The following is a 15,189-nucleotide window of genomic DNA, read 5'->3' on the forward strand; positions in this document are numbered from 1 at the left end:
CCGATGTCTGCCAATATAATAATTTATAATGCCAGTGCAGGAAGTGGAAAAACTTATCAACTTGCACTTAATTATCTAAAACTTTTAAATCAATTTGAGAAAGAAAAGAATCTTAACCTTAAAAACTTACTTGCTATTACCTTTACCAACAAAGCTTCTTTTGAGATGAAAGAAAGAATAATCTCCTTTTTGAAGGAAATTTTTAAAAAAACAGAAAAAGGAAAAACTTTGTCTGAAGAAACAAACATTTCTCCTGAAAAGGCAGGTACATTTTTAGAAGAAATTTTTTTAAAATACGATTCCTTTCAGATTAAAACTATTGATAGTTTTCTTTTAAATCTTTATAGAGCACTTTCTTATGAACTTGGTATACCTTCAGACTTTCAAATAAAAACTTATATAGAAGAGCCTCTTATAGAAAAATCTTTAAATAGCCTTTTTGAAGAAGCTCAAAAAAAGAGGGAACTCTTAGAGTTTCTTGAAAACTTTGTGGATTATCTTTTTTCTAAAGAAGAAAGGTTAAAAATTGACATGAAAATTAAACTGATAAGATTGGCAGAAAGAATCTTTCAAAAGATTACTTATAAGAAGGAATTAATAGAAATTTTGGAAAATTATCAGGAAGATTGTTTACCCTCTCAAGATTATTATTTGAAGTTTTGTGCCCTTTTAAAAAATAAGCTTAAAGAGGTTTTTAACAAAGAGAAAATACTTTTTATTGGGGGCTGGAAAGAGACGCTATCTCAATCTTTAAGAAACCTTTCAGAATTTATCCCCTGGATCTATGTAAAACTTGGCAATTTAGAAGGAATTATAATAGATGAATTTCAGGATACAGACCGTGTGCAATGGGAAGCCATAATGCCTATAGTAGAAGATGTTCTTAGTAGAAATAGGTTTCTCATCTGTGCTGGAGACCCCAAACAATCCATTTTTCAATGGAGAGGAGGAGATCCCTTTATTTTAGAAGAGCTTTTACAGAGATTTTCTCATTATTCTATAAAAATAGAGGTTTTAGAGAAGAATTATAGAAGCGCTTCAGAAATAGTAAATTTTAATAATCTTTTCTTTTCTCAAATCAGAAAAAATGTTATGCTCAAAAGAGAAATTTTAGAGAAGTTAATTTTTGGGAAAAGTGGAAAAGAAAAAGAAAATCCAGAGATAAAAGAAAAAGTAATTAAATTAGTCTTAAAGAATTTTGACTGGAGTTTTGAAAATGTTTTTCAAGAAGCAGTAAAAGACTTTGAAGGTAAGGTAATATGTAAACTTTTGAAAATAGAGGAGTCTTTAGATAAAAAAGTTAAAGAAAAAATAAAGGAATTGGTGAAGGAAGAGATTTTGAATATACTTAGAGAACTTAGAAACGAAGGGGAATTAGAGGATGTAGCCATACTTGTTAGAAAAAATGAAGATATTTCAGAGTTATCTTCCTTTCTGATTTCAGAAGGATTTAAAGTTATTGGAAGTTCCTTTTTAAAAGTTAAAGAATCTCCTCTTGTAAATTCCCTTGTATCCCTCCTTAAGTTTATTAATTATCAGGAAGATGAAATAGCTCTTGCTGGGTTCCTAAGTGGAGGTTTTACAGAAGATTTTTTAAATATTTTAAATAAATATTACGAAACTAAGACTCTAAAAACTTCGCTTACTTTACCAGATTTTGTGAAAAGCGAATATCCCAATTTTTGGGAAACCTATATAAATGATTTTCTTGAAGCTAATAAATATTTATCTCTTTATGAACTTTGCCAATACATAGTAAAAAAATTAAAGATAGAAGAGAAAAGAAAAAATGAAACCTCCTATCTTTATAAGTTTTTGAGCATAGTTCTTGATTTTTCTTTCAAAGGAGGAGATTTGGAAGAATTTTTAGAATACTGGGAAAAATATTCAGAAGATGAGCTTGAAATGCCAAAGGATAGTTCAGCTATAAAAATTCTTACCATTCATTTGGCAAAAGGTCTTGAGTTTAATCATGTTATTTTGCCTCTTGTCTGGGAAGAACCTAATTATATTTCAGAACTTGGGCTTGTATTTTATAATGGAAATATCTACAGAGGAAAGAAAGATGAACTTTCTGAAGAAGGCTTAATTGGATGGTATTTAGAAAAAGCAAGAACAAAACTTGAATTATTTAATCTTCTTTATGTCGGCTTTACAAGAGCTATAAAAACTCTCCACTTAATACTTCCTGATTTGAAAGATTTAAAAGAAATAGATAAAAGAGTAAAATTTGAAGCTACGGAAATTTTTAACAAGATTTACTCAGCTTTAAAGGTTGAAAACCAAAATTTTCCTCTATAAGTTTTTTCAACTCTTTGTAATTTTTGACATGAAAGTTAGCTGAAAGCTTAGGGTTTTTAAAGGCAACCAATTTTACTTTACATTTATCGCATAAATTTTTATCAACCTCTGAATCCCCAATATAGAGCACATTTTCAGGTTTTACTTTAAAATGCTCTAAAATGGTAAGAAGTGCAGAGGGATCATTTTTAGGAATTTGAGAGGCAGTCATAACAAAATCAAAATAATCTTTTAGATTAAAGTGTTCTAAAAGAGGAAAAGTTGAGGTTGTTCTATTTGTGCAGATAGCTAAGTAAAAATATTTTTTTGCCCAATTTAAAAACTCTATAAGTCCTTCCTCCGGTTTTATATACCTAAAAAATAATTCATAGGGAGTATTTTTCTGAATATTTTTTGCAAATTCCAGTTTTTCAGGATAATCCCTAAAAAGAAATTCAATGCATTCCTTTACTGAATGCATATGAATAAATTCTACTTCTTCTGGAGTTAAAGGACTTCTTCCAACTTTTTCCAATATGTAATTATAAAAATTAATATTAGCTAATTTTGAATCAAATAGAACCCCGTCACAATCAAAAATAAGAAGCTTAAGAAGATTCATTTTTTTCTTTCTAAAAGATAATCACTTATAAAAAGAAGTGAATCTTTATAAAGATTGTCTGGAAGATCTTTTAAACAGTTTTTTGCTGAATCTATATAGAATTTGGCTTTTTCTTTGCTTTTTTTAAATCCTTCATTTTTTTCAATAATTTTCTTTGCAGTATGGAAATCCTTTTTTTCAATATCAGAGGTTTTTAAAAGATTTAGCAAGGTATTTTTTTCTTCTTCTGATGCTGATTCTAAGGCATAGATTACGGGAAGAGTTACTTTACCTTCTTTAAAATCCTTTCCAAGATCTTTTCCTGTTTCTTCACTTAAGTAATCAAGGATGTCATCAATTATTTGAAAAGCAAGTCCGAGATATTTTCCAAAATCTTTAAGTTTTAAAGCTTCTTCTTCTTTTGCTCCTCCAAGAATAGCTCCCACCTCGCAACAGGCTGAAATTAAAACAGCAGTTTTTCTAAAAATAACTTCCTCATATTCAGCTTCGGTTAAATTGAAGTTATCAAGGTTTAAAAGCTGTAGCACTTCCCCTTCACTCATAAGAAGAGTTGTTTGAGTAATAACATCCATAACTTTTGTATTTTTTAGTAAACTTGCTAACCTTAAGGCTTTAGCGTAAAGATAATCTCCCACAAGTATGGTTGCTTGATTTCCCCATAGATTTCTTGCAGCCTTTCTTCCTCTTCTAAATTCTGCAGAATCAACTACATCGTCATGAAGAAGGGTTGCTGCGTGAAGATATTCAAAAAGTATTGAAGTTCTGTAAACAGATTCCAAACATTCGTTATTAATTTTTTCGTTCAAAAATAGTTTTGCAGAAAGAACTGTAAGCAGAGGTCTAATTCTTTTTCCACCAGAAAAAATGACATACTCACTAACTTGATTTATAAAAGGATGTTGGGAGTCTAAATAGATTTTTAAAGTTTTTTCTATAACACTTAACTCAGATTTTATTAGTGCTAAAGGATCTGTATTTTTCACTGTTTTTTCACCTGTTTTTATCCCATTATAGTGTAAAATTTGTGTTTGAAAAGACTAAGAAAAACAAGGAAAAATTAAAAAAAATTTTGAAAAATTTAAAAGAAAATTGTATAATGAGTTATATTTTTCATATAATAGTTTAAAAAGGGATTTGACTTTTGACATTATTTTTAAATAATTTCATTATAGTTAATTTACCTTGCTAAGTTAAAAAAAAATTAAAGGAGGTTCCTATGTCAGAGTTATACTTTAAAAGACCTATGCCTCATGGGGGGAAATTAGTAGAAAGGGTTATCAAAGACAGAAAAGTTGCTTTGAAATTTTTAAGGGCTTGTACAAAGTATTGTACATTTTATGACATTAAGCCAACTCTTCATTACAAAAGAGGAGTTCCTGTAAGGAATGTTTATCGTGAGATTATGTCAGTTTGTTATGGATTCTTTAGTCCTGTTGAAGGTTCTATGACTTCAGCTGAGTTAGAATCGGTTCTTTCTAAGAGAAGACTTCTTAATGGATGGGTTTTTCCTTATCCAATTCTTTTTGACATCTCTAAAGAAGATTATAAAAAACTTGGTGTTTCTGAAGGAGATAGACTTATTTTAAGGCTTAAAGGTAAGCCTTTTGCTATGTTAGATATAGAAGAAATTTATGAAATTGATCCTGAAGAATTAGCAAATAGAACCTTTGGTTCTCCAGAGACCAATCCAGAGGTTGTGAGGGAAAAGTTTGACGATAAGCATCCTGGGTGGGTAATTTATAGATCTTACAATCCTATTATTCTTGCTGGAAAATATACTATAATCAATGAGCCTATTTTTAAGCCACCTTTTGATAGATTTTGGCTTCCTCCAAGGAAGTGTAGAGAAATTATGGAGCAAAGAGGGTGGAGAACAGTTATAGCGCATCAGACAAGAAATGTACCTCATGTTGGACACGAATTTCTTATGAAAAATGCTGCTTATACTGGAGATGTGGAACCTTGTCATGGTATTTTAGTTAATGCAATTATTGGGGTTAAGAGAAGAGGCGATTATCCTGATGAGGCTATATTGGAAGCTCATGAGATGGTTCACAAGGCTGGATATATTAAACCCGAAAGGCATATGGTTACTTTTACTCTCTGGGACATGAGATATGGTAATCCTCTTGAGAGCTTGTTACATGGAATAATTCGTCAGAATATGGGATGCACTCATCATATGTTTGGTCGTGACCATGCAGCAGTGGGTGAGTATTATGATTCTTACGCTACACAAATTCTTTGGTTAAAGGGAATACCAAGTTATGGCTTTGATAAGCCTATAAATGAAGTTGAGGGTGGGCTTTTAATTAGACCACAGAACATGAGAGAGTTCTGGTATTGTCCAGTATGTAAGGAGATGGCTTATAGTGAAAACTGCAATCACATCAAGGAAAAGGAAAAGCTTTCTGGAAGTTTAATTAGAGGACTTGTTGCTGAAGGTGTTCAGCCTCCAACAGTAATTATGAGACCTGAGGTATTTAAAGTGATTGTGAAGTGGTGGAAAAAGTTTGGATATCCCTTTGTTAATGAGAAATATGTACAGCGGAAAGAAGAAGAACTTGAGGTTGATCTTCCCGATCTTGAGTAATTAAGAAAATATAAAGGAGGTGAAAAGATGGAATACATACTTGAGGTATTTTTAGATGACTACAGATTAAGCAAGATTAAAGGGACTCCTGTTGAAAATCAAATTGAGACAGTATTTGGAGGTGAGTTAAAGGTTTTGAGGGTAAAGGTGGGTGAAGAGGTTAAGAATGAGGTATTAAAGGCATTTGAAACTGCTCGTATTGATTCTCGTGCTTGTATAACTGACACTCCAGTTGCTTTTAGAAGGGCTTTATTTGAAGAGATTGCCAATCAAAAAAGTTTAGGAGAGGAAGTGGTTAAAGCAATTTTAGCTAAAATTGATGAAATTAAAAAAGCAGCTGCTAAAGAGGCTGAGTATTTACCACCTCCTGATATTGATACCTCTGATATAGAATAATTTGTTAAAAAATTAAAAAAAGGGATAAAAAATACAAAAAGGAGAGAAATAAAAGGCTTTAATTAAAAATAAAAGCCTTTAAAAAGGTTTGACTTGGTAAATTTTGAAAATATAATAAAAATTAGAAAAAAACCATAAAAGGAGGTTGGCTATGCCAAGCTATGTAAACCCTGAAAAGTGTGACGGTTGCAAAGGTGGAGACAAAACAGTGTGTATGTACATTTGTCCCAATGACCTTATGATTCTTGATCCAGAAGCTATGAAGGCTTACAATCAGGAACCAGATCAGTGTTGGGAGTGTTACAGCTGTGTAAAGAGCTGTCCTCAGGGAGCTATTTCTATAAGACATTATGCAGATTTTGCTCCTCTTAAAGGAACTTGTCAGCCTATGCGTGGAACAACTGACATCATGTGGACCATTAAATTTAGAAATGGTGTTGTTTTGAGATTTAAGTATCCTACAAGAACTACACCTGAGGGTTCTGCAGATCCTGATCTTGGCAAACCTGATCCTGATCCAGCTTTAATTGGAAACAATCAGCTTTTTACTGAAGCTGCTGAAGGAAAAGAAGTTGCAAAACCTGAAGCAGTTCTTAACAAGAAGTTTGAAGTTGGAGCCCTTGGTAAAACTTTAAAAATTAAAACAGCCTAAAAATTTGAAAAAAATTTAAAAGGAGGTGGCACTATGCCTAAGATTTGGTTTTATAATTCAGGTTTAGCCTGTGCAGAACCTGAAATTGTAGAAAAAGAAACAGATATTTTAATAGTTGGTGGTGGAATGGCAGCTTGTGGAGCTGCGGTTGAGGCTGTAAAGTGGGCAAGACCTCACGGATTGAGAATTATTCTTTGTGATAAGGCTGCTATGGAAAGATCTGGTGCAGTTGCTATGGGTCTTTCTGCTATTAACACCTATATTGGGGAGAACAAACCTGATGACTATGTGAGAATGGTTCGTTGTGACCTAATGGGAATTGTTCGTGAAGATCTTGTTTTTGATGTAGGTCGTCATGTTGATGATACAGTTCATTGTTTTGAGGAATGGGGTCTTCCTATTTGGAAAAAAGACCCTGCAACAGGAAAAACCTTAGATGGAGCTGAGGCAAAGGCAAAAGGATTAACTTTAAAGGGTGGTGCTCAGCCTGTTCGTTCTGGTCGTTGGCAGATAATGATTAATGGAGAATCTTACAAGGTGATTGTTGCTGAAGCAGCCAAAAATGCTCTTACTAAATATGACAAGGCTGAAATAATTGAAAGATGTTTTATTGTAAGACCACTTCTTGATGCAAATGAACCCAATCGTTGTGCCGGAGCAGTTGGATTTTCTGTAAGAGAAAATAAGATCTTTATTATTAAAGCCAATGCGACCTTACTTGCTACTGGTGGAGCAGTAAATATATTCCGTCCAAGATCTATTGGTGAAGGAAAAGGACGCGCTTGGTATCCTGTATGGAACCCTGGAACAGGATATGCAATGTGCGCTCAGACTGGAGCCAAACTTGTTCTTATGGAAAATAGATTTATACCTGCTCGTTTTAAGGATGGTTACGGACCAGTTGGAGCATGGTTCTTGCTCTTTAAAGCAAGAGCAACAAATGCGTTTGGTGAAGATTATGTAGCAAAACATAAAGATGAGTTAAAGAAGTTTGCTCCTTATGGTGAAGCATCTCATATTGGAACTTGTTTAAGAAACCATGCGATGCTTATTGAAATGGAAGCTGGTCGCGGACCAATTTATATGCATACTGAATGGGCTCTTCAGGAAGCAGCAAAAACAATGGACAAGAAAGAATTTAAACACCTTGTTGCTGAAGCTTGGGAAGACTTTTTAGATATGTGTGTAACTCAGGCTGGACTTTGGGCATGCTTGAATATTGAACCTGAAAAATCACCCTCAGAAATTATGCCTACTGAGCCATATTTACTTGGTAGCCATGCTGGTTGTGCTGGTGCTTGGGTATGTGGACCTGATGAAGATTGGGTTCCTGAAGAATATAAAGCTCCTTGGAGAGAGATCGGGCTTTATAACAGAATGACCACAGTTAAGGGACTTTTCTGTGCTGGAGATACTGTAGGAGCATCTGGACATAAATTCTCCTCTGGTTCTCATGTAGAGGGTAGAATTGCTGCAAAAGCTATGGTAAAATTCTGTCTTGATCACAAAGATTACAAGCCTGCAATTAAAGAAACTCCTGAAGAATTAAAGAAAGAGATTTATGGTCCTTGGTATAGATTTGAAGAATTCAAGAACGCATCTACTCATTATGAAATTAATCCCAATTATCTACTTCCTCGTCACATTCAGGATAGACTTATGAAACTTATGGATGAATATGTAGCTGGTTGTTCTACATTTTATAAGACCAACAAAGTAATGCTTGAAAGAGGACTTGAACTTATTAAAATGTTGAAAGAGGATATGGAGCTTGCTGCTGCAAGAGACCTTCATGAACTTATGAGAGCTTGGGAGAATAGACATCGTGTATGGACAGCAGAGGCTCACCTCTTACACATTCTTTTCCGTGAAGAGACCCGTTATCCTGGATACTTCTATAGAACAGATTTTCCAAACCTTGATGATGCAAACTGGAGATGTTTCACTATTTCAAGATGGGATCCTGAAACTAAGGAGTGGACTTTAGAGACATATCCTTATGTCCAGATTATTCCTGATCCGCTTGGACCGTAAAAGTTAAGTTAGGATAAAAAAAGGGGGGACACAATTTGTCCCCCTTTTTTATTTTTTTTCAGAATAAAACCTCTTTTTAGAAAAGAGGTTTTATTCTGAAAAAGTGTTAAGAGGGGGTATAAAATGGGCAAACCCATATTAGTTGTTGGGGGAGGGATAAGTGGTATAACGGCAGCTGTTGAAGCTGCTGAGGTTGGAGCCGAAGTAATCTTAGTTGAAAAAGAACCAAGTTTAGGAGGGAGAGTTGCTCAATTAAGATATTATTTTCCTAAGCTCTGTCCTCCTACTTGTGGGCTTGAAATTAATTATAGAAGAATTAAAACAAATCCAAGAATAAAAGTTTATACAATGGCGGAAGTTACTGAAATCTCTGGTGAACCAGGTAATTATAAGGTAAAGGTTAGAGTTAAGCCCCGTTATGTAAATGACAATTGTACAGCTTGTGGTGAGTGTGAGAAGGTGTGTGAAGGTGAAAGAATAAGTGAATTTGATTTTGGTTTAAGAAAGACAAAAGCAATTTACTTACCATATCCTATGGCTTTTCCTCTTAAGTATGTTCTTGACAAATCCGCTTTAGCAGAAGGGGATTTAGAGAGAATAATGTCAGCCTGTAAGTATAATGCAATAGATCCTGATATGAAGGAAGAAAATTTAGAATTTGAAGTAGGAGCTATTATATGGGCAACGGGTTGGAAGCCCTATGATGCTACAAAACTTGACAATCTGGGTTACGGAAAATTTGAAAATGTAATTACCAATATGCAGATGGAAAGACTTGCCTCACCCTGGGGACCAACTGAAGGAAAGATACTAAGACCATCTGATAAGACTCCACCCAAGAAAGTGGCTTTTGTTCAATGTGCTGGTTCTCGTGATGAGAATCATTTGCCTTATTGTTCTTACATATGTTGCTTGGCTTCACTTAAACACAGTTGGTATTTAGCAGAACAAGATCCTGAAGCAGAGTCATTTATTTTCTATATAGATTTAAGAACCCCAGGAAAATATGAAAAATTTTATAAAAGAGTGGAAAAGGAGGCAAGAATCCATCTTATAAAAGGAAAGGTAGCTAAGGTTGAGGAGGATCCTGAAACTAAGGATTTAATAGTAACAGCAGAGGATGTGCTTTCAGGTAAAAAGATAAAAGAAAAAGTAAATATGGTTGTTCTTGCCCTTGGTATGCAGCCAAGTATAGCAGGAATGAATATTAAAGGGTTAAAAATAGATGAGAATGGCTTTGTTGTTTCTGAAAATGGAATAATTGCTTGTGGTTGTGCCAAAATGCCACTTGATGTCATGACCTCTAATGAAACGGCAACAGGTGCAGCTTTAAAAGCTATTCAAACTATATTAAGGGGGTAAAAAATGGAAAAAATAGGTGTATTTATATGCACTTCCTGTGATATTGGTAAACGTTTAGATATTGCCGAACTTGAAAATGCTGCTCGTGAGCAAGGAGCAGTTGCTTGCTATAGTAAAGAATTTTTATGTTCTAAGGAAGGAAAAGCTTTTATAGAGGAAAAAATCAAGCAAGACGGGCTTGATGCAGTTTGTATTTGTGCTTGTTCTCCGAGAGTGAATTATGATGTATTTGAATTTGAAAATGTAGCTGTAGAGAGAGTAAATTTAAGAGAGGGAATTGTTTGGAGTAGATTTCCAGTAGGAGAGGGTGGAGAAATTTTAGAAGACACTACACAGTATGTAGAAGGGGTTTCTTTTAAGGATGAGCTTATGGCTCTTGCTAAGGACTATGTAAGAATGGGGGTTGCAAAACTCCAGGTTTATAAGTTTCCAGAGCCATTTAAGCCAGAGGAAGAGATTTCTAAAACTATACTTGTTATTGGTGGAGGAGTTGCAGGGTTAACTGCAGCACTTGAAGCTGCAAGTGCTGGTTATGAAGTTGTTCTTGTTGAAAAGGAAAAGGAACTTGGTGGATTTGTAGCCAAGATGAAGGCTCATTGTGAGGTTACTCATCCATTTAAAAATCTCGTTCCCCCTATTGTAAATGATCTTATTCCCAAGGTTGAGAATAATGAAAAGATAAAAGTTTATAAAGGAGCAACTGTAACAAGTATTTCAGGGATGCCAGGTTTATTCAGGGTAAAAATTAATGTAGGTGGCAAGGAAGAAGAGGTTAAAATTGGAGCTGTTGTTTTGGCAGCAGGTTTTAAGCCTTATGATGCAAGTAAGCTTACCGAGTTTGGGTATGGAAATATTAAAAATGTGGTTACTAATGTTCAGTTTGAAGAAATGGCAAAAAATGGAAAATTGGTAAGACCCTCTGATGGAGCACCTATTAAGAGCGTTCTTTTTATCCAGTGTGCAGGACAGAGAGATGAGAATCATTTAGCTTATTGTTCTTCCTATTGTTGTTTAGCTTCTCTTAAGCAGGCAAAGTATGTGAGAGAGGCAGATCCCTCAGCAAAGGCTTATATTGTTTACGATCATATGAGAACTATGGGGATTTATGAAAACTTTTATAAAACTTTACAGGATGATCCAGGAATATTTTTAACTAAAGGTAGGGTAGTTGAGGTTTCTGAGGGGGAAGATGGTAAGGTAAAGGTTGTAGTTGAAGAAACTTTACTTGGAGAGACATTAGAGATAAATGTAGATCTTGTTATCCTTGCTATAGGGATGGTTCCTGTTACAGCTGAAGAACCTGTTCTTAATTTAGAGTATAGACAAGGACCGGGGTTACCACCTGATGAACTTGAACTTCATTATGGTTATGCAGATTCTAATTATATTTGTTTCCCTTATGAAACTAGAAGAACGGGAATATATGCAGCTGGTGCGATTCATCAGCCTATGACCATTGCCCAGGCAATTGAGGATGCTCGTGGGGCAGCTCTCAAGGCAATTCAGTGTCTTGTTGCTATTGAAGAAGGGCATGCAGTTCATCCAAGAACTTGGGATTTTGCTTATCCAGAGTTTGATCTTAAAATGTGCACTCAGTGTAAGAGATGCACAGAGGAATGTCCATTTGGTGCTTTGAATGAGGATGAGAAAGGCAATCCATTGCCCAATATCACAAGATGTCGTCGTTGTGGAACCTGTTTTGGTGCTTGTCCACAGAGAATTATTAACTTTAAGGATTACTCTATTGAAATGGTAGCAAATATGATAAAGGCAACTGAAATGCCAGAACAGGGATATGGGCTTTACAGACTTATGGCTTTTGTTTGTGAAAATGACGCCTTACCTGCACTTGATATGGCAGCTTATCAAAGAAAGCCACTTCCTGTTACTTTCAGAATAATTCCTGTGAGATGTCTTGGAGCAGTAAATGTTTCTTTTGTAAAGGATGCTATGAGTAAAGGATATGACGGTATTCTACTATTAGGTTGTAAATATGGTGAAAATTATCAATGTCACTTTATTAAAGGAAGTGAGCTTTCTAACAGGCGTATGGAAAATGTAGCTGAAACATTACAACAGCTTGCTTTAGAACCTGAGAGGGTTACTTTGCATACTGTTTCTATTGATGAAGTAGATGAGGCAGTTAAAAAGATGAAAGAATTTGATGAAGAAATAAAAGGATTTGATGAGAATCCATTTAAAGGTTGGTAAAGGAGGGAACCTATGGGTAATGAAATTATAAAAGTGGAAGGAGATTTAACTGCTATAAAGGAGATACAAGCTATAGGTGGTGATACGGTTAAAAAATGTTATCAATGTGCTACATGTTCTACAGTTTGTCCTTTATCTCCTGATAACGCACCTTTTCCAAGAAAACAGATGATCTTAGCTCAATGGGGTTTTAAGGAGAAGTTACTTAATGATCCAGCTATTTGGTTGTGTCATCAATGTGGGGATTGTAGTAAGTATTGTCCAAGAGGAGCCAATCCTGGCGATGTATTGGCAGCTTTAAGACTTTTAGTAATAAAAGAAGCGACACCTTTCAAGTTTTTACACACCTTTTATAGTAAAGCTTGGGGATTTCCTATACTTGTAGTTATAGCTCTTTTCTTTATTTTAATCGCTACCTTTGCAACTTTTGGAGGAATTCCTAACTTTTTTGATGCTGAGTCATTTCCTTATGGCGGTCCTACATATGAGATATGGTTTTTACATCTCCCAGCAAGAGTTTTAATGATAGATGTGATATTTTTACCCTTGGCTGCCTTTGTTATAATTATTCTTTTTTCAGCTATTAATAAAATGTGGAATGCCTATGTAGAGACTTATAAAATTCCTCAGGCTTATAGATATGGATTTTGGACTATTTTAAAAACCTATTTTATACCTGCCATTGCTGAAATTTTAAATCATACGAGATTTGAGCAGTGTGAAGCTAATAAATGGAGAGCCACTCCTCACAAACTTCTCCTTTGGGCATTTATTATTTTGGCTTTAACTACAGCTATTGTATTTGTTATGGCTGACATTTTAGGATTCCATACTCCTTGGAATCCAATTTTTCATCCTGTAAAATGGTTAGGGAACATAGGTGGTCTTTTATTACTTTATGGGATTATAAGCATAATTTTAGGAAGATCTCAAGCCGAGAGAGAAAAAAGTTTAAGAACGAGTTATCCTGATAGCTTTTTAGTCTATTTGATTTTACTTATAGGTTTAACTGGATTTGGAATTGAAATTTTTCGTAGTATACCAGGTATAAGGTCTTTAACTTCTATAATTTATCTTTCTCATTTAGTATTTGTGTTTATATTATTTTTAGGAGTTGTTTATTCCAAATTTGCTCATCTTGCTTTTAGAACAACAGCGATTGTATTTGATTTATACTTTAAAGATGTGAGTCAGAAAATGTCTTAATGTTCATTTAAGTTTCTCTTGACAAAATTTTAATTTAAGTTAATTTTATAGTGAAATTAGGAGGGGTACCCGAGTGGCCAAAGGGGCCGGGCTGTAAACCCGGTGGCTTTCGCCTTCGGAGGTTCAAATCCTCCCCCCTCCATTTTTAAATTTTAAATAATGCGGGCGTAGCTCAATGGTAGAGCATCAGCCTTCCAAGCTGAGGGTTGCGGGTTCGAGTCCCGTCGCCCGCTTTTTAAAAATGATTAAGAAGCCCACGTAGCTCAGGAGGTAGAGCACTTCCTTGGTAAGGAAGTGGTCACCGGTTCGAGTCCGGTCGTGGGCTTTTTTAAAATTAAATTGTAAAAACATAGGAGGAAGGGGAGATGGCAAAGGCTAAATTTGAGAGGAAAAAGCCTCATGTGAATGTAGGGACGATAGGGCATATTGATCATGGGAAGACTACGCTGACGAGTGCGATAACGAGGGTGTTATCAACGAAGGAGTTAGCAAGGTGGGTTCCTTTTGAGGAGATAGACAAGGCACCTGAGGAGAAGGCAAGGGGTATAACGATACAGCTTGCGCATATTGAGTATGAGAGTGAGAAGAGGCATTATGCGCATATAGATTGTCCTGGACATGCGGACTACATTAAGAACATGATAACAGGGGCTGCGCAGATGGATGGTGCTATACTTGTTGTTGCGGCAACTGATGGACCTATGCCTCAGACGAGGGAGCATGTGCTTTTGGCAAGGCAGGTTAATGTGCCGGCGATAGTTGTATTTATGAATAAGATAGACATGGTAGATGATCCTGAGTTACTTGATCTTGTTGAGCTTGAGGTTAGGGAGTTATTGACGAAGTATGGATTTCCTGGAGATGAGGTGCCGGTTATTAGGGGTAGTGCATTGAAGGCACTTGAGTGTGGGTGTGGGAAGGAGGAATGTCAGTGGTGCGGACCGATATGGCAGTTAGTTAAGGCTATGGATGAGTACATACCTGAGCCTGTGAGGGATATAGACAAGCCATTTTTGATGCCGATAGAGGATGTATTTAGTATAAGTGGTAGAGGGACTGTTGTAACTGGGAAGGTAGAGAGGGGAGTACTTAAGCCTGGGGATGAGGTTGAGGTAGTTGGGTTAAGGCCTACGATAAAGACGGTAGCGACAAGTATTGAGATGTTTAGGAAGATACTTGATGAGGCGTTACCTGGTGATAATATAGGGATACTTTTGAGGGGAGTGGGTAAGGATGATGTGGAGAGGGGTCAGGTTGTAGCGAAGCCTGGTAGTATAAAGCCGCATACTAAGTTTAAGGCTGAGGTATATGTGTTGAAGAAGGAGGAGGGTGGGAGGCATACACCGTTTTTTAGTGGGTATAGACCGCAGTTTTATTTTAGGACGACAGATGTTACGGGGGTAGTGAAGTTACCTGATGGGGTTGAGATGGTTATGCCTGGGGATAATGTTGAGTTAGAGGTTGAGTTAATAAAGCCTGTTGCATTGGAGGAGGGGTTGAGATTTGCGATAAGAGAGGGAGGGAGAACAGTTGGAGCTGGAGTTGTTACAAAAATATTAGAATAAAGGGGTTTAGGTTATGGCTAAAAAAGGAGAAGCAAGAGTAATAATCCATCTTCAGTGTACTGAATGCAAGAGAATAAATTATACAACAACAAAAAATAGGCGTAATACTCCTGATAGATTAGAGTTAAGAAAATATTGTCCTTGGGAAAGAAAGCATACGATTCACAGAGAGGTTAAAAAGTAAGGCAGGCCAGTAGCTCAACCTGGCAGAGCATCGGACTCCAAATCCGAAGGTTGGGGGTTCAAATCCCTCCTGGCCTGCCATTTA

Annotated in this window: 12 protein-coding genes and 4 tRNA genes; 14 read left to right on the forward strand and 2 right to left on the reverse strand. The window is 35.7% G+C overall.

From position 1 onward, the window contains the following. Positions 1-3: 3 nt before the first annotated feature. Complete coding sequence (locus ACLGLP_RS03485; protein WP_492113544.1) at positions 4-2,301, forward strand: UvrD-helicase domain-containing protein; 2,298 nt, start codon at positions 4-6, stop codon at positions 2,299-2,301. On the opposite strand, the gene ACLGLP_RS03490 is transcribed toward ACLGLP_RS03485, so the two are convergent. Both ACLGLP_RS03490 and ACLGLP_RS03495 read right to left on the reverse strand, forming a co-directional pair. Beyond that, on the reverse strand, positions 2,249-2,902 hold the full coding sequence (locus ACLGLP_RS03490) for an HAD family hydrolase (protein ID WP_492113545.1): 654 nt from the start codon (positions 2,900-2,902) through the stop codon (positions 2,249-2,251). The genes ACLGLP_RS03485 and ACLGLP_RS03490 overlap by 53 nt on opposite strands. Beyond that, a complete protein-coding gene (locus ACLGLP_RS03495; protein ID WP_492113546.1) occupies positions 2,899-3,885 on the reverse strand; it encodes a polyprenyl synthetase family protein in 987 nt (328 codons plus the stop codon). The genes ACLGLP_RS03490 and ACLGLP_RS03495 overlap by 4 nt, the downstream gene beginning before the upstream one ends. A 233-nt stretch (positions 3,886-4,118) precedes the next feature. Here ACLGLP_RS03495 and sat point away from each other — a divergent pair, with 233 nt between their 5' ends. From sat to ACLGLP_RS03560, 13 genes are all read left to right on the forward strand, one after another. Next, positions 4,119-5,495, forward strand: a complete 1,377-nt coding sequence (gene sat / locus ACLGLP_RS03500; protein ID WP_492113547.1) for a sulfate adenylyltransferase — start codon at positions 4,119-4,121, stop codon at positions 5,493-5,495. A gap of 27 nt (positions 5,496-5,522) precedes the next feature. Next, entirely contained in the window at positions 5,523-5,891 is a 369-nt protein-coding gene (locus ACLGLP_RS03505) for a DUF6955 family protein (protein ID WP_492113548.1), read from the forward strand. Positions 5,892-6,042: 151 nt separating this feature from the next. Next, positions 6,043-6,543, forward strand: a complete 501-nt coding sequence (gene aprB, locus ACLGLP_RS03510; protein ID WP_492113549.1) for an adenylyl-sulfate reductase subunit beta — start codon at positions 6,043-6,045, stop codon at positions 6,541-6,543. Positions 6,544-6,576: 33 nt separating this feature from the next. Next, positions 6,577-8,577 (forward strand): adenylyl-sulfate reductase subunit alpha, encoded by a 2,001-nt coding sequence (gene aprA, locus ACLGLP_RS03515; protein ID WP_492113550.1) that lies wholly within the window; start codon positions 6,577-6,579, stop codon positions 8,575-8,577. Between the two features lie 123 nt (positions 8,578-8,700). Continuing rightward, entirely contained in the window at positions 8,701-9,939 is a 1,239-nt protein-coding gene (locus tag ACLGLP_RS03520) for a CoB--CoM heterodisulfide reductase iron-sulfur subunit A family protein (protein ID WP_492113551.1), read from the forward strand. 3 nt (positions 9,940-9,942) lie between these two features. Next, positions 9,943-12,150, forward strand: coding sequence for an FAD-dependent oxidoreductase (locus tag ACLGLP_RS03525; RefSeq protein ID WP_492113552.1), 2,208 nt, complete (start codon positions 9,943-9,945; stop codon positions 12,148-12,150). Between the two features lie 12 nt (positions 12,151-12,162). After that, positions 12,163-13,356, forward strand: coding sequence for a quinone-interacting membrane-bound oxidoreductase complex subunit QmoC (qmoC, locus tag ACLGLP_RS03530; protein WP_492113553.1), 1,194 nt, complete (start codon positions 12,163-12,165; stop codon positions 13,354-13,356). A 59-nt stretch (positions 13,357-13,415) separates the two neighbouring features. Beyond that, positions 13,416-13,498 (forward strand) — tRNA-Tyr (locus tag ACLGLP_RS03535). Between the two features lie 19 nt (positions 13,499-13,517). Continuing rightward, positions 13,518-13,589 (forward strand) — tRNA-Gly (locus ACLGLP_RS03540). 19 nt (positions 13,590-13,608) lie between these two features. Beyond that, positions 13,609-13,681: transfer RNA gene (locus ACLGLP_RS03545), tRNA-Thr, on the forward strand. A gap of 40 nt (positions 13,682-13,721) precedes the next feature. Then, positions 13,722-14,921 (forward strand): elongation factor Tu, encoded by a 1,200-nt coding sequence (gene tuf / locus ACLGLP_RS03550; protein ID WP_492113554.1) that lies wholly within the window; start codon positions 13,722-13,724, stop codon positions 14,919-14,921. A 13-nt stretch (positions 14,922-14,934) separates the two neighbouring features. Further along, positions 14,935-15,105: a 50S ribosomal protein L33 gene (rpmG, locus tag ACLGLP_RS03555; protein WP_492113555.1), complete on the forward strand. Its 171-nt coding sequence runs from the start codon at positions 14,935-14,937 to the stop codon at positions 15,103-15,105. A gap of 3 nt (positions 15,106-15,108) precedes the next feature. Next, positions 15,109-15,185, forward strand: a tRNA-Trp gene (locus ACLGLP_RS03560). The last annotated feature ends 4 nt before the right edge of the window (positions 15,186-15,189 follow it).

It is taken from the genome of Caldimicrobium sp. SLHALR3 (assembly GCF_058692735.1).

Bases quoted from the DNA above. Each gene is read 5' to 3' on its own strand.
- ACLGLP_RS03485 (WP_492113544.1), top strand. From the start codon at position 4: ATGTCTGCCAATATAATAATTTATAATGCCAGTGCAGGAAGTGGAAAA.
- ACLGLP_RS03490 (WP_492113545.1), bottom strand. From the start codon at position 2,902: ATGAATCTTCTTAAGCTTCTTATTTTTGATTGTGACGGGGTTCTATTT.
- sat (WP_492113547.1), top strand. From the start codon at position 4,119: ATGTCAGAGTTATACTTTAAAAGACCTATGCCTCATGGGGGGAAATTA.
- ACLGLP_RS03505 (WP_492113548.1), top strand. From the start codon at position 5,523: ATGGAATACATACTTGAGGTATTTTTAGATGACTACAGATTAAGCAAG.
- aprB (WP_492113549.1), top strand. From the start codon at position 6,043: ATGCCAAGCTATGTAAACCCTGAAAAGTGTGACGGTTGCAAAGGTGGA.
- aprA (WP_492113550.1), top strand. From the start codon at position 6,577: ATGCCTAAGATTTGGTTTTATAATTCAGGTTTAGCCTGTGCAGAACCT.
- ACLGLP_RS03520 (WP_492113551.1), top strand. From the start codon at position 8,701: ATGGGCAAACCCATATTAGTTGTTGGGGGAGGGATAAGTGGTATAACG.
- ACLGLP_RS03525 (WP_492113552.1), top strand. From the start codon at position 9,943: ATGGAAAAAATAGGTGTATTTATATGCACTTCCTGTGATATTGGTAAA.
- qmoC (WP_492113553.1), top strand. From the start codon at position 12,163: ATGGGTAATGAAATTATAAAAGTGGAAGGAGATTTAACTGCTATAAAG.
- tuf (WP_492113554.1), top strand. From the start codon at position 13,722: ATGGCAAAGGCTAAATTTGAGAGGAAAAAGCCTCATGTGAATGTAGGG.
- rpmG (WP_492113555.1), top strand. From the start codon at position 14,935: ATGGCTAAAAAAGGAGAAGCAAGAGTAATAATCCATCTTCAGTGTACT.